Below are 22,347 nucleotides of genomic sequence, written 5' to 3'. Positions count from 1 at the left end.
CTTACTTCTTCTGCAACTCTGCAGCTTTACGTTCTAACTCTGCTTGAAATTCTTCCATAACAGGTTTTACAGTGCTTTGTGGTATGTCTGCCACTTTAATATACATTAAACCATCTACAGCATTGTTAAATTTTGGATCTACATTAAAAGCCACCAAACGTGCATTTTGTTTTACATATTTTTTAATTAAAACCGGAATTCGAAGTGCTCCAGGTTCTATTTCATCGATAATTTTATCAAACTTTTGCATATCTGCTTTTGTAGCATCAAACACAAAATCTTTATCACCATCTTTTAATTTTACCTTGTATTCTTTCTTCGGATAAATGTATTGTGCAATATAAGGATCGTAATAATGAGATTTCATAAACTCAATCATTAACGATTTTGAGAAATCTGAAAACTGATTGCTAATAGAAACGCCACCCATTAAATATTTATGTTCTGGATAACGTAAAGTAACATGCACAATACCTTTCCATAATAAAAATAAAGGCATAGGTTTTTGCTGATATTCGCCAATAATAAAAGCACGTCCCATTTCTATAGTATTTTCCATCATTTGATGCAATTCTGGCTCAATTCTAAACAATGTTTGTACATAAAAACCATTAATACCATACTTTTTATAGATTTCTTTACCTAAACCCATTCTGTATGCACCAGCCAAACAATTTGCAGCTCTATCCCATAAAAACATATGATAATAATACTTATCATATTTGTCTAAATCTATGGCTTTGTTTGTGCCTTCACCAACATCTCTAAAGGTAATTTCACGCAACCTACCAATTTCATGTAACAAATTAGGGATGTCTTTTGCGTTTGCAAAAAAGACTTCATAATTTTTACTTTCTAACAATCTACCATTATTCTCTCTTAAAGTATCAACCTCTTCAATAAATGAATCTATACTTTTTTGTGGAGTAATTTTCTTAGCAGATTTTTTAATTTTTATTTTTTCTGTTGATAAAATCTTGCTCTTTTTATCATAAGGATTTGCTAACATATAAGTCTTCTTGCGAATAAATTCGTAAAAAGCGGGTATGTCTTTAAATTCGTTTTGATCTTTTACAGCAATCGGTTTCCCAATTCTAACTTTAACTAATTTATCATCTTGAGAAACAGCTTCTGATGGTAATTTGGCTGTTCTTAACGTATCAGATATTTTTGATAAAAAGTAAAAAAATCGACTGTTTTTTGCATGAAAATAAATAGGTATTACTGGTACTTGAGCTTTTTTTATCAAACGTACAGCACCTTCTTCCCAAGGTTTATCTACTTTCAATTTTCCTTCTGTATAGGTAGAAACTTCTCCTGCAGGAAAAATACCCAAAGGTTTACCTTCTTTTAAATGTAATAAAGCACTTTTAATTCCTGCTACACTAGATTTTGCATCCTTTCTGTTTTCAAAAGGATTTACAGGCATTACATAAGGTTTTAATGGCTCAATTCTATGAAGCAGAAAATTGGCGATTATTTTATAATCTGTTCTTTTTTCAGTTAAAAGTTTTAATAATAAAATACCATCTACACCTCCTAAAGGATGATTAGAAATCGTAATAAAAGGACCATCTTTTGGTATTCTTTTTAAATCTTCTTCTGGTATTTCGAATTGAACATTACAATCTTCTAAAACAGCATTTAAAAACTCTAAATCAGATTTATTTTTATTCTTATCATAAATCTTATTTACTTTAGAGATTCTTAACACCTTTATAAGCAACCAACCTATAAAAGTACCAATAAAACCAAGTTTCTGTAAACCAATTACTTGCGCTATTTCTTTAGAAGTTACTAATGCCATAAAGTTCAGTTAAAACTAAATACAAACATAGTAAAAAAAACGAAGTTCTAATTTGTTTTAATTTGGATTAACAACTATTTGTGATGTTTCTTTATTTACCTGAGTTAGCAAAGATTTTCCTTTACTTTCTATCAATTCTATTGCATTATCATCAAAATGACGAACTGTATATAAATCCACTCCTTTTTGAACTTCAATTTTAAATTGATTTTTTAATTCCTCGTAAAAAGCATCAAATTTATTGAACTTATTATCAATACAAACAGAAAAACTAATGGCAGAGTTCTGAATTAAATTTACTTTCAGTTGATAATCGTGTAATTTTTGGAAGATAAAACTGATGTTATTTTCTACCATAAAAGAGAAATCTAAAGCAGAAATAGAAACTAAAACCTGATCTTTCTTAACAATAAAACAAGGTATATATGGCACTAATCTTGTACCTTTACTAACCTTTGTACCTGTTTCTTTAGGATTTACAAATGAACGAACCAATAACGGAATTTCTTTTCTTTCTAATGGTTGTAGCGTTTTTGGATGAATTACAGAAGCACCATAAAAGGCCATTTCTATAGCTTCTTCATAAGAAATTTGCTCTAACAAAGTAGTATCAGAAAAAACTCTTGGATCTGCATTTAAAACTCCAGGAACATCTTTCCAAATAGTTACGCTTTCTGCGCTTAAACAATAGGCAAAAATACCAGCTGTATAATCTGACCCTTCTCTACCTAAAGTGGTTGTATTTTCAGTATCATTAGCAGCAATAAAACCTTGAGTTATATTTATTTTAGAAGTATCTACTTTTTTAGTAATTAACTCTTCTGTTAGTTGCCAATCTACTTTTGCATCTCTATAATTAGAATCTGTTTTTATGTAGTTTCTTACATCAAACCAAACATTTTCTTGACCTAATTTTGCCAAATACGCACTTACAATTTTGGTTGATAATAATTCACCAAAACAAATAATTTGATCGTAAACATAATTAAATCTTTGCGATGTATTTCTAGCCAAAAACCAACCTAATTCACCAAACAAAACATCTATTTCTTTGTAAACATCATCACCTTTATCAAACAAAGAACCCATAATATTTTTATGATATTCTTCTATAAAATTAAGCTTGTTAGGTAAATCTTCTTTTTTATGATAATAAGATTCTATAACATCTTCAAAAGCATTTGTCATTTTTCCCATTGCAGAAATTACAACCAAGGTATCTTTAGCACCTTCATTTTTTATAATACTTGCAACGTTTTTTACACTTTCTGCATCTTTTACAGATGCTCCTCCAAACTTAAAAATCTTCATCTTAATTATTTTCTATAAATTTTGCTAAATTCTCTTTATTCATTTGCACCACAGACCAATCACTTAAATAAGTTGCGCCTGTACTTTTATAAAATTCTATAGCACTTGTATTCCAATCAATTACTTCCCAAGCAACTCTATTGTAATTATTATCGTAAGCATATTTTAAAACAGCTGTATATAGAGCCTTACCTGCTCCTATTTTTTGTTTTTCTTTGGTAACAATAAGATCTTCTAAATGTATAGTTCTACCTTTCCATGTAGAAAAACGTTCATAAAAAAGTGCAATACCAATAATTTTACTTTCTTGTTCTGCTACAAAAACTTTAAATTTTGGATTTGCAGAAAAACCATCATTAATTAAATCTTCTACAGTAATTTCTACAGCATCTGGCTCTTTTTCAAAAACTGCTAATTCAGTAATTAAATCTAATACAGATTGCATGTCTTTTTGTTTTCCTAACCTTATGTTGAAACTCATACTATTAAAATTTTGGTCAAAGATACTTGATTTTATAATCGCTAAAAATTATTGAAGATTTTTGACAATAAAACTTATTTTGTTCAATTTTTTAAAGATTCTTGAAAACAGTCAATTATAAATAAAAATATAATTCGAAAACGTTGTAGTAACTCAAAAAAGTTCAGATATTTGTTAAATAATTAACTATTAATCATAATAATGGCAAAAAAAAATCAAACTTTAGGAGAATTTATTATTGAAAATCAGAGCGATTTTAAGTATTCATCAGGAGAATTATCTCGATTACTAAATTCATTAAGATTAGCTGGTAAAGTTGTAAATCACGAAGTGAATAAAGCCGGACTTGTAGATATTACTGGAGCTGCAGGAGACACTAATATTCAAGGAGAAGATCAACAAAAGTTGGATGTTTATGCCAATGAGATTTTTATTCAAACACTTACAGACAGAAATATTGTTTGTGGAATAGCTAGTGAAGAAGAAGACGATTTTATTGTTATTAATAGTAAAGATGAGAATCATCAAAATAAATATGTTGTTCTTATGGATCCTTTGGATGGTTCATCAAACATAGACGTTAACGTTTCTGTTGGTACCATTTTTTCTATTTTTAGAAGGGTTACTCCTGTTGGAACACCTGTTGAAATACAAGATTTTTTACAATCTGGAGACCAACAAGTAGCTGCAGGTTATATTGTTTATGGTACCTCTACTATGCTGGTATATACTACAGGAAATGGTGTAAATGGTTTTACATTAAACCCAGCTTTAGGTAGTTGGTATTTATCACATCCTGATATGAAATTCCCAGAAGATGGAAGTATCTATTCTGTAAACGAAGGAAATTATTTAGATTTTCCTGCAGGAATTAAAATGTATATAAAATATTGCCAAGCAGAAGAAGGAGATAGACCTTATACAAGTAGATATATTGGTTCTTTAGTTTCTGATTTTCATAGAAATATGATAAAAGGTGGAATTTATATGTATCCTAAAGGATCAAAAAACCCAAAAGGAAAACTACGTTTGTTGTATGAATGTAGTCCTATGGCATTTTTAGCAGAACAAGCTGGTGGTTTAGCCTCAGATGGATATAATAGAATTATGGAAATAGAACCTAAAGAACTACATGAAAGAGTTCCTTTTGTTTGCGGAAGTAAAAATATGGTGAAAAAAGTTGAACAATTCATGAAAACTTTTGGCGAATAAATCTTTCTTATACAGCAATAAATTATCAAAACGTAAACTTCTTGTAAAACCATGTATTTATAGTTAAATTTGTGGAACAAAAATTTTATTTAATCAATTTAATATAAAGAATTATGGCTTTTGAATTACCAGAATTAGGATATGCTTACGATGCACTAGAACCAAATATTGATGCAAGAACTATGGAAATACACCATACAAAACATCATAATGGATATACAACAAAATTAAATGCAGCAATTGAAGGAACTGATTTAGAAGGAAAATCTATTGAAGATATTTTAACTAATTTAGATATGAGTAATGGTGCTGTTAGAAATAATGGTGGTGGTTTTTACAATCATTCTTTATTTTGGTCTGTTATGAATCCTGAAAATGGTGGTTATTTATCTGGTGAATTAAAAGATGCAATTGAAGAAGCTTTTGGTACTAAAGAAGCGTTTATAGATGCTTTTTCTAAAGCTGCAGCTACTCAGTTTGGTTCTGGTTGGGCTTGGTTATGTGTTTTACCAGGTGGTAAAGTAGAAGTTTGTTCTACACCAAACCAAGACAATCCATTAATGCCAGGTGTTACTTGTGGTGGAACTCCAATCTTAGGTTTAGATGTTTGGGAACATGCATATTACTTAAATTACCAAAACAGAAGACCAGATTATATTAGTGCTTTCTTTAAAGTAATTAACTGGAACGAAGTTGAAAAAAGATATGCAGAAGCTAAGTAATTAGATTCTCTATGATATAAAAAAAGCATCCAATTCTGGATGCTTTTTTTATATCAATAATTTATAATATTCTAATAAGCTCTTTCATCATTACCTTCATAAAAATTAATGAAAGCTTGGTTTACAACTCTCATACCTCCAGGAGTTGGATAATCTCCAGTAAAATACCAATCTCCCAAATTATCAGGGCAAGCTTTGTGTAAACCTTCTATTGTTTGATAAATAACTTCTACTTCTGCTTTAATATCTTCTGTTTTTAACATCTCAGCAATTTTAGCAGAAATCTCTTCAGCCTTAAAAGGGCTATAAATTCCCTTTACATGGTTTATAATTTCTTCGTCGTTTTTAGATTGTTGCTCTTTACATTTTTTATAAACATCATCTACAATATGATATTGATTTGTGTCTTTTAACAACTCTAAAGCAGCTTTAAAGGCAATAAATGCTTCAATTCTTGCCATATCAATTCCGTAACAATCTGGATAACGAATTTGAGGTGCAGAAGACACTACCACAATTTTTTTAGGGCTTAGCCTATCTAAAATTTTAATAATACTTTTCTTTAAAGTTGTTCCACGTACAATACTATCATCAATAATTACCAAATTATCTGTAGGCTTTACAACCCCATAAGTAATATCGTAAACATGCTCTACCAAATCATCTCTAGAACTGTCATCAGCAATAAAAGTTCTTAACTTAGCATCTTTAATGGCAATTTTCTCAAAACGTGGTCTTTCTGATAAAATTTCAGTAACTTTTTCTGCAGATAAATTTTTACCTCCAGCCAAAATTTTTGCTGTTTTTTGTTGATTTAATAAATCTTCAGCAGCTTCTGTCATTCCATAAAAAGATGTTTCTGCAGTATTTGGTATAAAAGAAAATACTGTATTAGAAATATCGCTATCTATTGATTTTAATATTTCAGGAAAAACATATTTCCCTAAATTTTTACGTTCTTCATAAATAGCAGCATCACTTCCTCTAGAAAAGTAAATACGCTCAAAAGAACAAGCTAAATTTTCTCTTGGTTCGTTTACTTTTTTAATCGAAGTTTTACCACTTTTTTTAATAATTAGCGCATGTCCTCTTTCTAACTCTTTAACTTCATCTATTTTTACATTAAAAACAGTTTGTATAACTGGTCTTTCTGATGCTACAACTACTACCTCATCATCTTCATAAAAATAAGTTGGTCTAATTCCATTTGGGTCTCTTAAAACAAAAGCATCTCCATGACCAACTAAACCAGCCATTGCATAACCACCATCCCAATTTCTAGAAGATCTTTTTAAAACTTTTTTTAGTTTTAAATTTTCTTCTATATAAGGTGATGCGTTTCTTTTGTTAAATCCTTTTTTCTTAGCTTCTTGGTATAATTTTGCAACTTCATCCTCTAGAAAATGCCCAATTTTTTCCATTACTGTTACTGTATCTGTAAATTCTTTTGGATGTTGCCCTAACTCTACCAATTCTTCTAAAATTTGATTAGAATTAGTCATGTTAAAGTTACCAGCTACAATTAGGTTTTTGTGTTTCCAGTTACTTTGTCTTAAAAAAGGATGTACACTTTCTATACTATTTTTACCAAAAGTTCCATAACGTACATGCCCTAAAAATAAATTTCCTACATAAGGCATATTTTCTTCTTGCCAAGCAACATCGTCTTTTTTATCTGGGTTTTGCTCTAAAACACCATTTAAACGTTCGTTAATTTGTGCAAAAACATCTTGTATAGGTTGTGGTTTATTAGAACGTACTCTACTAATATACCTTGTACCTGGCTCTACATTAAATTTTACACTTGCAAAACCTGCACCATCTTGCCCTCTATTGTGCTGCTTTTCCATTAATAAATACATTTTATTAATTCCGTAAAAGGCAGAACCATATTTGTCTTTGTAAAACTGTAAAGGCTTCTTTAATCGAACAAGTGCAATTCCACATTCGTGTTTAATAGCATCACTCATTATAGTAATATTTTATGTTATTGAAATAAAAAATCCGCAGCAAAAACCGCGGATTAAATTATGAAATGTTTATATCAAATTGAGTTAATTCCCTAAAAGCTTGTAATCGAACTCTTACTTCATCTTGGGTTAACTCTTGCATACGTTCTGTACCAAATTTCTCTACACAAAAAGAGGCTAAATTAGAACCGTAAATAATAGCGTTTTTCATATTCTCAAAAGAGATGTTTTCTGTTTTTGCTAAATAGCCACAAAAACCACCTGCAAAAGTATCTCCTGCACCTGTTGGATCAAAAACTTCTGCTAAAGGTAAAGCTGGTGCAAAAAACATTTTTCCTTCGCTAAATAATAAAGCTCCATGTTCTCCTTTTTTAATTACTACATATTTAGGCCCCATTTCGTGAATTTTCTTTGCTGCATTTACCAAAGAATATTCTCCAGAAAGCTGACGTGCTTCCTCATCATTAATAGTAATTACATCTACTCTTTTTAAAACAGTATGCAAATCTGCCAATGCAATATCCATCCAAAAATTCATTGTATCTAAAACAACTAGTTTTGGTCTTTCCGTCATTTGGTCTAAAACAGAAGCTTGTGTTAAGGGGTGTAAATTACCCAACATTACAATACCTGCATCTTTAAAACTTTCTGGCACAATTGGTTTAAAGTTTTCTAACACATTTAATTCTGTAACTAAAGTATCTCTAGAGTTCATATCATTATGATATTTACCACTCCAAAAAAACGTTTTTCCTTCTTTAATTACCTCTACACCATCAGTATTAATTCCTTTAGCATTCATCATTTTAAGATAATCATCAGGAAAATCTCCGCCAACAACAGAAACAACACCTGTTTCAATACCAAAAGTGCTTGCAGCTAAACCTACAAAAGTTCCTGAACCTCCTAAAATTTTATCAGTTTTACCAAAAGGTGTTTCAATTGCATCAAATGCTACAGTACCAACTGCCAATAATTTACTCATAAATTGCTCTAATCCTTCTAAAAAAGAAGGGATTTTTAAATTAAGAGAAACATTACTCTCTCTATAGTTTGTTAATAAAAAATCTTTCTTTTATATTATTAAGACATAAAATGCCTTTTTATGCCTAATTTTGCACGATTATTGTACAATAAATTACAAAAGGCAAAAATAAGTTTTAAAAATGACTATCAAAGAAATACAAGAAGAAATTATTGATGAGTTTTCTATGTTTGATGATTGGATGGAGCGTTATGAATACATTATAGAATTAGGTAAATCTTTACCAATTATTGATGCTCAATACAAATTAGATGAAAACTTAATAAAAGGATGCCAATCTAAAGTTTGGCTCTACTCTGAATTAGAAAACGATACCATAAAATATACAGCAGATAGTGATGCAATTTTAACAAAAGGAATTGTGGCATTATTATTGCGCGTTTTTTCTGAACAAAAACCAACAGATATTTTAAATGCTGATACAAATTTTATTGATGAAATTGGCTTAAAAGAACATTTATCGCCAACAAGAGCAAACGGCTTAGTTTCTATGGTAAAACAGATAAAAATGTACGCAATTGCGCAACAAACTAAATTAGCTAATTAAGTTTCCTAATAATTTTAGGAATAACACAACAACAGAATGACAGACAAAGAATTAGAAGAAATAGGAGATAAAATTATAAGAGTTTTAAAAACCATATTTGATCCAGAAATACCAGTTGACATTTACGAGTTAGGTTTAATTTATGATGTTTTTGTTTCTGATGAAAACAATGCAAAAATATTAATGACCTTAACATCGCCAAACTGCCCTGTTGCAGAAACTTTACCTGTAGAAGTTGAAGATAAAGTAAAAACATTAAAAGAGATAAACGAGTGTGAGGTAGAAATTACTTTCGACCCAACTTGGACCCAAGAAATGATGAGTGAAGAAGCAAAACTAGAATTAGGTATGCTTTAGTATTCAGTATTCAGTATTCAGTATTCAGTATTCAAAACTAAAAAAACTTTGAAACTTTGAAACTTAAAGAAAAATGGAAGAAATTATAAATAGAGTTGCCAATAGCAAACTAAAAACTTTTGATTTAGAAGAAATTTATCCTGAAGGAAAAAGAGTTTTGTTTGATATTAAAGATTGGCTTTATGAAGAGTTAATTCTAAAAGAAAAAGACTTTAGAGATTCAGTAAAAAACCATAATTGGGAACAGTACAAAAATTCTTTTGTAGCTGTAAATTGTTCTGTAGATGCTATTGTGCCTTCTTGGGCTTTTATGCTAGTCGCTTCAGAATTAATACCTTTTGCAAATAAAGTAGTAATTGGCGATTTAGAATTATTAGAAACTGTAATATATCAAGAATTAATTGGTTTTTTAGATTTAAGAGATTTTGCTAATAAGCCTGTAATTATAAAAGGTTGTGCAGAAAAACCTATACCAGCATCAGCATTTGCTTTTTTAATTGAAAAACTACAACCTATTGCAAAGTCAATTATGTTTGGCGAAGCTTGCTCAACAGTACCTCTTTATAAGTCTAAAAATTAATTTTATTTTTGTGTAATTTAAAGTTTTATATCGTGAAAAATTTATTGCTATTGCTTTTCTTTTTAAGCTCTGTAAGCGTTTTATCTCAAAAAAAGAAAAAAGAAGAACCACAACCCAAATGGAAAATTAATGGCAAATTTACTTTTGTTTTTAATCAATCTTCATTTTCTAATTGGTCTTCAGGAGGAGAAAATACAATAGCTAGTAACTTTAACGTGAATTACGATTTTAATTACAAAAAAAATAACGTGAACTGGGATACTAGACTAATAACCAGTTACGGATTAAGTCATTTAAGCGAAAATGGTTGGAGAAAAACGGACGATCGTTTCGAATTAAATTCTGTACTTGGTATTAAAACAACCACATATTGGTTTTTTTCTTTTATCAGCAATTTTAAATCACAATACTCAGAGGGTTTTAATTACAATGTTGAGCCTAAAGTTGCTGTTTCTGACTTTTTATCGCCTGCATATTTAACTTTTGGACCTGGTATGTTATGGAAAAAATCGGACAATTTAAATGTTAATATTGCACCAGGAACTGCAAGATACACTTTTGTTAACGATGATTTTTCTGGTCAATTTGGTGTAGATGATGGTAGAAATACCGCTTTTAGTTTAGGTTTTAACTTATCTGGCTATTATAAATTTAAATTGATGGAAAATATTCAGATGGAAAATATCTTAACGCTTTATTCTGATTATTTAGCAAACATTGGCAATATAGATACTGATTATCAAACAAATATTCGTTTTACAGTAAACAAATCTATTAAAATGCTTATGACTTTTCATACTATTATTGATGATAATGCTTCTAGTAGAATTCAATTTAAACAATTATTTGGCTTAGGTGTTAATTATAATTTTCATGATAAAGTGACTTATTAATAAATTTATTGTCTAAAGAATAAAGTGTACTTTTGCACGCTTATTTTTTAAAAGTAAAAACAAAAAAATGAAAAAACTTTCTATTCTACTATTATTAGTATGCATTAGCTTTACTGCAAATGCACAAACTGCTGAAGAATTAAAAAAAGAACAAGCTCCTAAAAAAGCTCAAATTGCTAAATTACAAGGAGAAGTAAAAGCTTTACAAGCTAAAATTGATGCATTACCTGGCTGGAGAAAAGGTGCTTTTGGTACTATTGGTGCTAGTTTATCTGGTTTTAACAATTGGTATGCAAGAACTGCCCCAAATACATCTGCAGGTAATATTGGTATTACTGTTAACGGATTTGCAAATCTAATTGAAGAAGATTTTTTCTGGAGAAACTCTGGTACAATTAATTTAGGTTGGGTTAAAATTGATGATAAAGACGACCCTACAGATTCTGATAAATTCGAAACTGCAACAGACGTTTTTACAATTTCTTCTTTGTATGGTAAAAGATTAAATAAAAAATGGGCAATTTCTGCTTTAGGTGAATACAGAACAACATTATTAGACAATTTTAATGACCCTGGTTATTTAGATCTAGGTGCTGGTGCAACTTGGACACCAACAAGCCATTTAGTAGTAGTTATACACCCAGGAAACTACAATTTTGTATTTAGTAGTGGAGATACTGTTTTTGAATCTTCTTTAGGTGCAAAAATTGTTGCAGATTACACAAACAAATACAAAGGTTTAAGTGTAAAATCTAACTTATCTATGTTTCAAAGCTATAAAGATGGTGATTTATCTAACTGGACATGGACCAACTCTTTTGGTTACACAATCTGGAAAGGCATTGGTTTAGGTTTTGAGCTTGGTTTAAGAAACAACAAACAAGAAGCAGCAAACTTTCAAGGAGTAGATTTAGGCGCAGAAGATAACAAATTACAATCTTACTGGTTATTTGGTTTAAGCTATGCTTTTTAATTAAATAAAAAAATAATATATATTAAACCTCAAGAAATTCTTGAGGTTTTTTATTTTAATTACTTTTGTAACTTAAATTTCTGTGGATGACCTTATTAATAATTTACGCAACAATATCTATTTTTTTCTCATTTCTGTGTTCTATTTTAGAAGCAGTCTTATTAAGTATTACTCCTACTTTTATCAACCTAAAAAAGAGCGAAGGTGAAAGTTACGCAAGTGAATTAGAAACTTTAAAGAAAGACGTAGACAAACCTTTAATTGCTATTTTAACAATTAACACAATTGCACATACTGTAGGTGCAATTTTAGTAGGTGTACAAGCAAAAGTTGCTTACGCAGAAATGTACGGAACTACCACAAGTAGTATTTTAGGCTTTGAGTTTACAGAAGATATAATGGTTGGTGTTGTTTCTACAATAATGACAATTCTAATATTAGTAGCTTCAGAAATTATTCCAAAAACCATTGGTGCAACTTACTGGAAACAATTATCTAACTTTACTTCTAAAGCCTTAAACATTATGATTTTTCCGTTAAAATGGACAGGTATTCTTTGGGTTTTACAGCTTACTACAAAATTAATTGGTGGTAAAGGCCATGGAAGTATTTTAAGTAGAGAAGGCTTTTTAGTAATGACAGAAATGGCTGAAAAAGATGGCGTTTTTCAAAAGAATGAAAGTAAAGTAATTCGAAATCTTTTAGGTTTTAAAGAGATAAAAGTAAATGATGTAATGACCCCAAGAACGGTTTTAGAAACTGCTGATGAAAGCCAAACTATACAAGCTTTTTACAACGATCATAAAAATTTACGTTTTTCTAGAATTCCGGTTTTTAAAGAAAATCCAGATGAAATTACAGGTTTTTTCTTAAAAGATAATTTATTAGAAGCTATAATTAATGGTAAAGGTTCTGAAACTTTAGCAACAATTAGAAGAGATATTCTAATTACAAACAGAGATTTATCTATTGCAGATTTGTTTGATAAATTGATTAAAGAAAAAGAACATATTGCTTTAGTTGTAGATGAGTATGGTTCTGTAAGCGGATTAGTTTCTCAAGAAGATGTTATAGAAACTTTATTAGGTTTAGAAATTATGGACGAAACCGATAATATTGCAGATTTACAATCTTATGCAAGAAAATCTTGGGAAAATCGCGCCAAAAGAATGGGTATTATTGAGGAAGATAAAAAGGGATAAATAATTATTTTTTGAATCCTGACATTTCATCAACTAAAATTTGGTAATTATTTTGAATCTTATCCTCTATTTGATCATAAGACAAATCTTTACCTTTTAATTTAGAAGCTATTTGTTGATTTTCTTTAACATTATAAACTCTAAAATTTAAGTCCCATTTTTTATTCTGTTTCAGAATATCTTTTAGGTCAATTTTCGACATTATTATAAAATCAACATTTATTTTTTCTGAAATTAATTTACAATATTTTTTATCGTATACATTTTGATATGGAACCTGTATAAGTTTCTTGAAAGGAAAATTTATCAGAATTATTTCAAAATTATTGCTAAAATTTGTTTCTAATATATCTTGTATTTCAGGAGAAAAACCTCCATTGGCATTTAAATCATAGGGAGGTAAAACTAAAACAGAGGGTTTCTGTATTTTTCTAAAAACAGATTTTTTAGAAAAACCAGAAACCAAGAATATTATTAAAAATAAAATTACTAGCTGTTTAAAACATCTAATATTAAAAAAACTATTCCTCCTCTTTATACTCATAGTACAAAAAGTCGTTATAAGGAAAACGTTGAATGTGTATTTTCTTTACTTCTTCGTAAGTTTTGTCTTTAAAATCGTCTAGATTTTCTTTATTTAAAGCAGAAATAAAAATAGATTCAACCTCATTTTTATTCATCCAGGTTTTTTTCCAGTCTTTTAAAGTATAATGTTCTTTACCTTTTTCTGTTTCTAGATCATCCTCATCAATAGTTTCGTGTGCATAAGCATCAATCTTATTAAATACCATTAAAGTAGGTTTGTCATCACTTTTTATATCTCTTAAAATATCATTTACAGAAGCAATATGATCTTCAAAATTAGGATGAGAAATATCAACCACATGTAACAACAAATCTGCTTCACGAACTTCATCTAAGGTAGATTTAAAAGACTCTACCAATTGTGTTGGCAGTTTTCTAATAAACCCAACAGTATCTGTCATTAAGAACGGAATATTCTTAATAACTACTTTACGAACTGTAGTATCTAAGGTTGCAAAAAGTTTATTTTCGGCAAAAACATCACTTTTACTAATTACGTTCATTAAGGTAGATTTACCAACATTGGTATACCCAACTAAAGCCACACGAACCATTTTACCACGATTCTTGCGCTGAACTGACATTTGTTTATCAATGACTTTTAATCGTTTTTTTAGTAAAGATATTTTATCACGAATAATACGTCTATCTGTTTCTATTTCTGTTTCTCCAGGTCCACGCATACCAATACCACCTTTCTGTTTATCAAGGTGTGTCCAAAGTCTCGTTAAACGAGGTAATAAATATTCGCTTTGTGCTAATTCTACCTGAGTTTTAGCAGAGCTTGTTTGTGCTCTTTGAGCAAAAATATCTAAAATTAAATTGGTTCTATCTAAAATTTTACAATCTAAAATTTTCTCTATATTACGTAATTGTGCTGGCGATAATTCATCATCAAAAATGGCAGTACCAATATGATTGGAATGAATATAAGCTCTAACATCTTCTAATTTACCAGCGCCTAAAAATGTTTTAGGATTAGGTCTTTCCATTTTTTGCACAAAACGTTTTACAGCAACTCCACCTGCAGTTGATGTTAAAAACTCTAACTCATCTAAATATTCTGTAGACTTTGCTTCATCTTGCTGTTGTGTAATTACACCAATTAAAACAGCTTTTTCTGAAATGGCTTCTTTTTGATCTATCATATAATACAAAAATACAAACTATTCTTTATTTTAAAACCCAAAAAAGCCCCAACAATTGTTGAGGCTAAGCTAAAAGCTTTAATTAACCAATTCAAATTCAAATATTTTAAAAAATATTACTCTTTCACAAACTTTACAGGTAGTGTATAGGTTCTTAAAAATTTTACATTTTTAATTGTAGCCACTTTATAGTTTAATTTTCTTTTTATAAACTTGGCTATGTTTTCTTTTTCTGTGTTAACTGATAACACAATAATTTCTCCTTGTCTGTTAATGATAAATTTAATAGAAGCTTTTTCTTCTGTATTATCTAAAATATTTTGATAGTCTCCTAATAAGTTTTCAATCTTAACTCTTAATCGATTATTTACCTCTTTTTTTACTCTTTCATCATTATTAGAAAAAGTAGAAAACACAGTCATAAAAGTTAGTAAAATTACAATAGATAGCTTTTTCATTTTATTATATTTTGTTTTTAGGTATTATTATTTAACACTGTAAAATTAATAGAAGTATAATTTTAAAAGCTAAAGTAAATGTTATAAAAACATGTAGTTTTAGTTAGTTTGGGTACTTTTTTAAAAGGGTTAACATTAAAGATAAACTATCAAAAAAGTGTTAATAATTATTAAAATACAATTGTATTAATAATAGAAAATAAAGATTGTAAGAGTAATTTAAGCAATTACCTTATTCTTATAAAAACAATGCAATATCTTAGATTAATTTAACATTAAGAGTATAAAAATTATTTGTGAAAATTATTTTATTTCAATAAAAAATTAGGAAATCATCTTGTAGAATTACAAAGAACAAAAGCTATATAAATAGAAAAAACCTCAATTTACATTGAGGTTTTAACTAATCAATTCAAATTTTTTACACTTCTTTTTTTCTTATACTCTTTCTTTTTAATAGTTAATTTTTATTTATGCAAAAATAAAATGTTTTTATTTATTTGAGTTGATTTTAATGTTAATAAAACATTTACTAAAAGTTAAAAGTTGCTTAAAAAGCAATTTTAAGCGTTTAATTTATAATTAAAATTAAAAATCCTCAATGAAATTGAGGATTTTATAGCTATTTTAAATTTCGTACTTATTCAGTTAATTCTTTCTATAGCCAAATTCAAATTTTAATCACTACAAATTTATAATAGTAATTATTATTTATAGTTATTTGAAAGTTAATAAAACTAGAGGTTTAAGTTATGAATGCCCTAAAATAATTGTCTATTTTTACAATAAAGTAAAAAATATGTTTCCAACACTATCATCATCTAAACAGAAAAAAAATATAACTACAATTGCATTTTATAATGTAGAAAATTTATTTGATACTATAGACAATCCTAAAACTGCGGATGATGATTTTACACCTAAAGGAAGAAACAAATGGAACTATAAACGCTATGATTCTAAAATAAAAAAACTGAGTTCTGTAATTTCTCAATTGGGTTTAAACAGATCTAAATATCCGCCTGCAATTGTAGGTTTGGTAGAAGTTGAAAATGCAAAAGTGGTTTCTGATTTGGCAAATTCATCTTATTTAAAAAAACATCATTATGGTTTTGTACATCATAATTCGCCTGATGAACGTGGAATTGATGTTGCTTTATTATACAATAAAATTGCTTTTGAGTTGATTGATTCTGAAACTTACCCTGTTTATTTAAAAGATGAAAGAGGCAAAAGAGATTACACCAGAGATATTTTAAAAGTTAGTGGAAATTTAAACGGTGAGTTAGTACATATATTAGTAAATCATTGGTCTTCTAGAAGAGAAGGTGCCCTAGAAACTGAACCTAAAAGAATTATTGCTGCAGAAACTGCAAGAGGTATTATCGAAGAAATAAAAAGTAAAGAAATGAGCCCAAAAATTATAATTATGGGCGATTTTAATGATGACCCTACAAGTACAAGTGTAAAAGATTTTTTGGTTAAAGATGATTTTTACAATCCTATGAAAAGTCTGTTAGCAAAAGGCAATGGTACTTTAACTTATAATGGTAATTGGAACTTATTTGATCAAATTATATTTTCTAAAAACTTCTTAGAAAAAAAAGAGGGTAAAAGCTACTTTAAATATGCAGAGGTTTTTAATAAAAAGTGGATGAAAATTTACAAAGGCAAATACAAAGGAAGCCCTTTTAGAACTTATATTGGCCCTTGGTATAAAGGTGGTTTTTCAGATCATTTCCCTGTATATGCTTTTTTAAAAAAGAAAGACTAATCTTTTTTAACACCTTTAAAAGCATTCAAAAGTTTTTCATCATTTAGAATATACTTCTTGTATTTACCATCTCTATATCTATAATAAATAAACAAAGGCATAAATAAAAAAGACAAAAACAAAACGCCTAAACCCATAACAATTTGGGCTTTTTCATGTTCTGTATTAACAAGATATATTCCTACTATCATCCAAAGTAAAAAGACAATAAACATTATTTTTAACGCTAACTTCATATCGCAAAACTACAAAAGTTATACTTTTAAAGAATGAAGAAAATAATACTTTTATTAATAATTATCTTTGGATGTAAAAAAACACATCAAAAACTAAAACCAATGAGCAAAAAAATAGTCATAGCACACAGAGGAGCTTCTGGATATTTACCTGAGCATACTTTGCAAGCAAAAGCAATGGCTTATGCAATGAATGTAGATTTTATTGAGCAAGATTTGGTATTAAGTAAAGATGATGTGCCTATTGTAATTCATGATATTTATTTGGATGATGTAACTGATGTTGCTAAAATATTTCCTGAGAGAAAAAGAAGTGATAATCGTTATTATGTTATCGATTTTACTTTTGATGAATTAAAAACATTACAAGTTTCAGAACGATTTAATCCAAAAACAGGCAAACAAGTATATTCGAATCGCTTTCCTGTTTGGCATGGAGATTTTAAACTGCATTCTTTACAAGAAGAAATCGAATTAATACAAGGTTTAAATACATCTACAGGTAAAAATATTGGGATTTATCCAGAGATAAAAGCGCCAGAATTTCATCAAAAAGAAAATAAAAATTTAACCGAAATTGTTTTAAAAGTTCTTTCTGATTATGGTTACAAGACCAAAAAAGACAACTGTATATTACAGTGTTTTAATGCCAAAGAATTAGAAAGAATTCGTAAAGAATTAAAATCTAAATTATTTTTGGTTCAGTTAATGGAGTTTAAAGAAGAAACAAAACAATTAGTACATTTTGCAACTTATGCAGATGGTATTGGCCCTTGGTACAGACAAATTCTAAGTGAAAAAGAAGGTGATAAATTTACGTTTACTACACTTGTTGATGATGCCCATGAGTTAGGTTTAAAAGTGCATCCTTATACTTTTAGAGCAGATGATTTAGCAGAGTTTTCATCCTTTAAAGAAATGATGCAAACACTTTTAATTGATGCTAATGTAGATGGTGCTTTTACAGATTTCCCTGATAAAGTTATTGCATTTTTAAGAAAATAAAGGCGTTATTTTAATCATATAAATAATTCAATTTTACTTTAGTTATTCTATTTTTGTGAACTAATATTGCTCCCTATGAATTTACATTTATACACAATAAAACACAACAATAATACTTTAATTACTTATTTATCAACAGAAATAAAATATATTTCTAGTTGGTTTATGGATTTTGGTAAATTTGGTTGTGAGGTTTTTAATAAAGAGGAAAATATCATTTATAAAATTACAAAAAAGTTTCAATTTTGGAAATGGAAAATGGTATTTAGCATAGAGAATAACAATGCTGCAATTATAGAACTGATTTCTCAAAACAATAGAAAAACCATTTATTCTATTAATATTAATGGAGTTACTTATGCAGTTAACATTCATTATAAAAAGAGAATATCTATTTATAAAAACGAAATTAAGATTGCAGAATTTGATGAATCTTTTTCTGATGAAAATTTTAAAGAATCTATAAAACTCTTATTATTAGATAAAAAGGACTTAGAAATTAGTTTTTTATTATACTCTTGTTTAAAAATTGGAGAAACAGAACAAAATAAAAAAGCCTTGCTTACAAGCCAAAAACAGTTAGAAGTTAACAAAGAACCTTGGTCTTAAAATTAAGATTTATATAAAATAGAAAAACCCCACAATTAAAAATTGTGGGGTTTTTTGATAATAAATTATTGCCTTATTATATAGGTTACTCTTTTACAGTAGTAAATTTATAATATAAGTATGTGTAAGCATCTCTAGGTATAATTGTAATCCACTTTTTGTGTTTTAAATACCATTTAAAACGAATTGAATTTACTCCTTTTGTTAAATAAGCAGCAATAAAAGGATGAATATGTAATTGTATCTTTTTATTTGTTGATTTATTACTTTCTAGTTTAAAGATAAGTTTTTCTAAATCAGCCTCTATTTTGTCTAACAAAACAATAGGAGCTTCTACTTGTCCATTTATATTTGGGTTGTCTTCGGTAGTTTTTATACTTAACTCAGGTCTAACCCTTTGTCTTGTAATTTGAACTAACCCAAATTTACTTGGAGGTAAAATTTTGTGTTTTGTTCTATCTAAAGCCATTTGATCTTTTAAGTGCTGAAACAATTTATTTCTGTTTTCAGCTTTGTGCATATCAATAAAATCAACAACAATAATACCACCCATATCACGTAATTGTAATTGACGTGCAATTTCTGTGGCTGAAATTAAATTTACCTCTAATGCAGTATCTTCTTGAGAACCAGCTTTATTAGAACGATTTCCGCTATTTACATCAATAACGTGTAAAGCCTCTGTGTGCTCTATAACTAAATAAGCACCTTTACTCATAGAAACAGTTTTTCCAAACGATGTTTTAATCTGTCTTTCAATTCCGTATTTTTCAAAAATAGGAGTTGTAGATCTATGTAGTTTTACAATGTTTTCCTTTTCAGGATAAATTTCTTGTAAATACTCCTTAATTTCTACTTTCAAAGTCTCATCATTTGTTACAATGTTTGTAAAGGTTTCATTCATAACATCTCTTAAAATAGAAGATGCTCTGTTTAACTCACTTAAAATTTTTGTTGGTGTGTTTGTGTTAGGTATTCTTTTACACATTGTTTTCCAACGTTCTAAAGAGTTTTGTAAGTCTTTATCTAATTCTGCAACCATTTTACCTTGAGCTACAGTTCTTAAAATTACTCCAAAACCTTTAGGTTTAATACTTTTTGCCAACCTTTTTAAACGTTCTTTTTCTTTAGGATCTGCTATTTTTTGAGATACAGAAACTCTATTAGAAAAAGGGACTAAAACTAAATATCTACCAGCTATAGAAAGCTCAGAGCTTAATCTTGGTCCTTTTGTAGAAATTGGTTCTTTTACTATTTGTACTAACAAGTTTTGCCCTGTTTTTAGTACATCTTTAATACTACCGTCTTTGTTAATGTCTACTTCCTTTCGAAAGTTTTTTAAAGTGAAATCTTTATACTTACCTGTGCTTACTTTCTTAATGAACGAATTTAATGAGTTTACTTGTGCACCCAAATCATGATAATGTAAAAAACCATCTTTTGGATAGCCAACATTTACAAATGATGCATTTAAACCTGTTAACACTTTTCCTATTTTGGCTAAAAAGATATCGCCAACAGAAAATTTGTTATCAGTTGTTTCATTATTTAATTCAATAAGTTTTCCATCTCTTAATAAGGCAAAATCAATATCAGATGAATTTGAACGAATTATTAATTCTGTTTTCATACTGAACTGGTTTTAACACTGCACTTTTTTGTGCAGATGGATTAATATTGTCAGGTATTTGTAATACCATTTGAGGTTTGTGTAACCTCGATGTCAATGAACTTGTAATTCTTTTCGCTAAACTATAAACGAAAAAGTAAGCTAACGCTTACTTTTTCTTGTGTCTATTTGCTCTAGCTCTTTTCTTTCTTTTGTGTGTAGAGATTTTTGCTCTCTTTCTTTTTTTACCACTTGGCATAATGTTCTGATGTTTTTAAACCTGTTAAGGTTTAGATTAGTATTTTGTTATTTAACAGCTACTTTATTTTTTACTCCTTCTGTAAAAGTTTTAGCTGGTTTAAAAGCTGGAATATTGTGAGCTGGAATCTTAATAGTTGTATTCTTAGAAATATTTCTACCTGTTTTTTCTGCTCTTGTTTTGATAATAAAACTACCAAAACCTCTTAAATAAACATTATCTCCATTTTCTAATGCGTCCTTAACTTCAGTCATAAACGCCTCAACAGTTGCTAAAACATCTGTCTTTTCGATCCCTGATTTATCTGAAATTTTTGATACGATATCTGCTTTCGTCATGTCTCTACTTTTATTATATTTTTATTAATTTACTTTCAAAAATGCGGATGCAAATATATGATAATTAATCAATTCCAAAAATTTAAACAACTAAAATTATGTGAATTTTAAAATGTAATATTGCATTTCTATTTTTAATCGATGATTTTTTCTAACACTTTAATTTACTGGTATTTACAAAACAGCAGAGAATTGCCTTGGCGCAAAACTAAAAATCCTTATTATATTTGGTTATCAGAAATTATGTTGCAACAAACAAGAGTTGCACAAGGTTTGTCTTATTACTTAAAATTTACCTCCACTTTTCCTACAGTTTTCGACCTTGCAAAAGCAGAAGAAAGCACCGTTTTAAAAATGTGGCAAGGTTTAGGGTATTACTCTAGAGCAAGAAATTTACATTTTACTGCAAAACAAATTGCGAGTGATTTTAATGGCGAGTTTCCATCAACATTTAAAGAAATAATAAAATTAAAAGGAATAGGCGATTATACAGCATCAGCAATTGCTTCTATTTGTTTTGATGAACCAACAGCAGTTGTAGATGGTAATGTGTATCGTGTTTTATCTAGATATTTTGGTATTGACACTCCTATTAATTCATCTGCAGGTATAAAAGAGTTCAAAAAATTAGCACAAACGTTAATAGACGAAACACAACCAGGTACATTTAATCAAGCAATTATGGATTTTGGCGCTATACAATGTAAACCTAAAAAACCATTGTGCATGTTTTGTCCTTTTGCTGATGGTTGTGTTGCCCTTCAAAAAAACTTGATAGAAACTTTACCTGTAAAAGAGAAAAAAGTAAAAGTTAGAAATCGTTATTTTAATTTTTTAGTGATAAAAACAAATGATAACAAAACGATTCTGTCAGAAAGAAAAGGAAAAGGTATTTGGCAGGGCTTGTATCAATTTCCATTAGTTGAAAGCGATAAAAACATCAACAAAAATGATATAATTTCTTCTGATGAATTTGTAGCACTTTTTCCTAATGAAACAACAATTTCACTGTTCAATAAAAAGGAGATTGTTCATAAATTATCTCATCAACATTTACACACACAATTCTGGATTGTAGAAACAGCTACTTCATCCGAAGCAAAAATAAATTGGTCTGATATAGAAAAATATCCTGTACCTGTATTAATCGCTAATTTTTTAAAAGCGTTTATAACTAAAAAGTAATCGATGTTAACTTATTTTAAGATTTATTTTTTGAGTTTTTA

Annotated in this window: 23 protein-coding genes; 12 read left to right on the top strand and 11 right to left on the bottom strand. The window is 28.6% G+C overall.

The genetic code is table 11. The annotated features are described in order from the left end of the window. Position 1: 1 nt before the first annotated feature. From KO506_RS06500 to KO506_RS06490, 3 genes are read right to left on the bottom strand one after another with little or no spacing between them, the layout of a single operon-like run. Complete coding sequence (locus KO506_RS06500; RefSeq protein ID WP_215994089.1) at positions 2 to 1,807, bottom strand: GNAT family N-acyltransferase; 1,806 nt, start codon at positions 1,805 to 1,807, stop codon at positions 2 to 4. A gap of 57 nt (positions 1,808 to 1,864) precedes the next feature. Beyond that, complete coding sequence (locus KO506_RS06495; RefSeq protein ID WP_215994088.1) at positions 1,865 to 3,118, bottom strand: aspartate kinase; 1,254 nt, start codon at positions 3,116 to 3,118, stop codon at positions 1,865 to 1,867. A 1-nt stretch (position 3,119) separates the two neighbouring features. Beyond that, on the bottom strand, positions 3,120 to 3,599 hold the full coding sequence (locus tag KO506_RS06490; protein ID WP_215994087.1) for a GNAT family N-acetyltransferase: 480 nt from the start codon (positions 3,597 to 3,599) through the stop codon (positions 3,120 to 3,122). A gap of 201 nt (positions 3,600 to 3,800) precedes the next feature. Between KO506_RS06490 and fbp the strand changes: the two genes are divergently transcribed. After that, on the top strand, positions 3,801 to 4,811 hold the full coding sequence (fbp, locus tag KO506_RS06485; protein WP_215994086.1) for a class 1 fructose-bisphosphatase: 1,011 nt from the start codon (positions 3,801 to 3,803) through the stop codon (positions 4,809 to 4,811). 113 nt (positions 4,812 to 4,924) lie between these two features. Continuing rightward, entirely contained in the window at positions 4,925 to 5,533 is a 609-nt protein-coding gene (locus KO506_RS06480; protein ID WP_215994085.1) for a superoxide dismutase, read from the top strand. Between the two features lie 71 nt (positions 5,534 to 5,604). On the opposite strand, the gene KO506_RS06475 is transcribed toward KO506_RS06480, so the two are convergent. Both KO506_RS06475 and KO506_RS06470 read right to left on the bottom strand, forming a co-directional pair. Next, the gene (locus tag KO506_RS06475; RefSeq protein ID WP_215994084.1) at positions 5,605 to 7,503 is read right to left on the bottom strand and encodes an amidophosphoribosyltransferase; all 1,899 of its coding nucleotides are present in this window, start codon (positions 7,501 to 7,503) and stop codon (positions 5,605 to 5,607) included. Between the two features lie 58 nt (positions 7,504 to 7,561). Further along, a complete protein-coding gene (locus tag KO506_RS06470) occupies positions 7,562 to 8,488 on the bottom strand; it encodes a PfkB family carbohydrate kinase (protein WP_215994083.1) in 927 nt (308 codons plus the stop codon). 181 nt (positions 8,489 to 8,669) lie between these two features. Between KO506_RS06470 and KO506_RS06465 the strand changes: the two genes are divergently transcribed. The 6 genes from KO506_RS06465 to KO506_RS06440 all read left to right on the top strand — a co-directional run bounded on the left by KO506_RS06465 (position 8,670) and on the right by KO506_RS06440 (position 13,100). Continuing rightward, positions 8,670 to 9,095: a SufE family protein gene (locus KO506_RS06465; protein WP_215994082.1), complete on the top strand. Its 426-nt coding sequence runs from the start codon at positions 8,670 to 8,672 to the stop codon at positions 9,093 to 9,095. A gap of 36 nt (positions 9,096 to 9,131) precedes the next feature. Next, entirely contained in the window at positions 9,132 to 9,452 is a 321-nt protein-coding gene (locus KO506_RS06460) for a DUF59 domain-containing protein (RefSeq protein WP_215994081.1), read from the top strand. A gap of 73 nt (positions 9,453 to 9,525) precedes the next feature. Beyond that, positions 9,526 to 10,032 (top strand): DUF2480 family protein, encoded by a 507-nt coding sequence (locus KO506_RS06455; protein WP_215994080.1) that lies wholly within the window; start codon positions 9,526 to 9,528, stop codon positions 10,030 to 10,032. Between the two features lie 32 nt (positions 10,033 to 10,064). Beyond that, on the top strand, positions 10,065 to 10,925 hold the full coding sequence (locus KO506_RS06450; RefSeq protein WP_215994079.1) for a DUF3078 domain-containing protein: 861 nt from the start codon (positions 10,065 to 10,067) through the stop codon (positions 10,923 to 10,925). 67 nt (positions 10,926 to 10,992) lie between these two features. After that, positions 10,993 to 11,898: a DUF3078 domain-containing protein gene (locus tag KO506_RS06445; protein ID WP_215994078.1), complete on the top strand. Its 906-nt coding sequence runs from the start codon at positions 10,993 to 10,995 to the stop codon at positions 11,896 to 11,898. Positions 11,899 to 11,984: 86 nt separating this feature from the next. Then, positions 11,985 to 13,100 carry a CNNM domain-containing protein gene (locus KO506_RS06440; protein ID WP_215994077.1) on the top strand — a complete coding sequence of 372 codons (1,116 nt, stop codon included), beginning with the start codon at positions 11,985 to 11,987 and terminating at the stop codon, positions 13,098 to 13,100. A gap of 4 nt (positions 13,101 to 13,104) precedes the next feature. Here the strand turns inward: KO506_RS06440 and KO506_RS06435 are convergent, their stop codons facing one another. The 3 genes from KO506_RS06435 to KO506_RS06425 all read right to left on the bottom strand — a co-directional run bounded on the left by KO506_RS06435 (position 13,105) and on the right by KO506_RS06425 (position 15,291). Then, positions 13,105 to 13,302, bottom strand: coding sequence for a hypothetical protein (locus KO506_RS06435; protein ID WP_215994076.1), 198 nt, complete (start codon positions 13,300 to 13,302; stop codon positions 13,105 to 13,107). 319 nt (positions 13,303 to 13,621) lie between these two features. Then, positions 13,622 to 14,833, bottom strand: a complete 1,212-nt coding sequence (gene hflX, locus KO506_RS06430; protein ID WP_215994075.1) for a GTPase HflX — start codon at positions 14,831 to 14,833, stop codon at positions 13,622 to 13,624. 116 nt (positions 14,834 to 14,949) lie between these two features. After that, on the bottom strand, positions 14,950 to 15,291 hold the full coding sequence (locus KO506_RS06425; RefSeq protein WP_215994074.1) for a hypothetical protein: 342 nt from the start codon (positions 15,289 to 15,291) through the stop codon (positions 14,950 to 14,952). Between the two features lie 799 nt (positions 15,292 to 16,090). On the opposite strand from KO506_RS06425, the gene KO506_RS06420 reads away from it, so the two are divergent. Further along, complete coding sequence (locus KO506_RS06420) at positions 16,091 to 17,065, top strand: endonuclease/exonuclease/phosphatase family protein (RefSeq protein WP_215994073.1); 975 nt, start codon at positions 16,091 to 16,093, stop codon at positions 17,063 to 17,065. Here KO506_RS06420 and KO506_RS06415 read toward each other — a convergent pair. Further along, the gene (locus KO506_RS06415) at positions 17,062 to 17,256 is read right to left on the bottom strand and encodes a hypothetical protein (RefSeq protein ID WP_252726809.1); all 195 of its coding nucleotides are present in this window, start codon (positions 17,254 to 17,256) and stop codon (positions 17,062 to 17,064) included. The genes KO506_RS06420 and KO506_RS06415 overlap by 4 nt on opposite strands. Before the next feature lie 78 nt (positions 17,257 to 17,334). On the opposite strand from KO506_RS06415, the gene glpQ reads away from it, so the two are divergent. Then, the gene (gene glpQ, locus KO506_RS06410) at positions 17,335 to 18,306 is read left to right on the top strand and encodes a glycerophosphodiester phosphodiesterase (RefSeq protein ID WP_215994071.1); all 972 of its coding nucleotides are present in this window, start codon (positions 17,335 to 17,337) and stop codon (positions 18,304 to 18,306) included. A 75-nt stretch (positions 18,307 to 18,381) separates the two neighbouring features. Further along, positions 18,382 to 18,915, top strand: a complete 534-nt coding sequence (locus KO506_RS06405) for a hypothetical protein (RefSeq protein WP_215994070.1) — start codon at positions 18,382 to 18,384, stop codon at positions 18,913 to 18,915. 85 nt (positions 18,916 to 19,000) lie between these two features. On the opposite strand, the gene KO506_RS06400 is transcribed toward KO506_RS06405, so the two are convergent. After that, complete coding sequence (locus KO506_RS06400; protein WP_215994069.1) at positions 19,001 to 20,545, bottom strand: Rne/Rng family ribonuclease; 1,545 nt, start codon at positions 20,543 to 20,545, stop codon at positions 19,001 to 19,003. Positions 20,546 to 20,830: 285 nt separating this feature from the next. Beyond that, on the bottom strand, positions 20,831 to 21,121 hold the full coding sequence (locus KO506_RS06395) for an HU family DNA-binding protein (RefSeq protein WP_015481675.1): 291 nt from the start codon (positions 21,119 to 21,121) through the stop codon (positions 20,831 to 20,833). Positions 21,122 to 21,262: 141 nt separating this feature from the next. Between KO506_RS06395 and mutY the strand changes: the two genes are divergently transcribed. Beyond that, on the top strand, positions 21,263 to 22,306 hold the full coding sequence (gene mutY, locus KO506_RS06390) for an A/G-specific adenine glycosylase (protein WP_215994068.1): 1,044 nt from the start codon (positions 21,263 to 21,265) through the stop codon (positions 22,304 to 22,306). Positions 22,307 to 22,347: the final 41 nt, after the last annotated feature.

This window comes from Polaribacter vadi (assembly GCF_018861005.1).
GTDB classification, from domain to species: domain Bacteria; phylum Bacteroidota; class Bacteroidia; order Flavobacteriales; family Flavobacteriaceae; genus Polaribacter; species Polaribacter vadi_A.
This window is presented reverse-complemented; position numbering and strand designations above follow the sequence as displayed.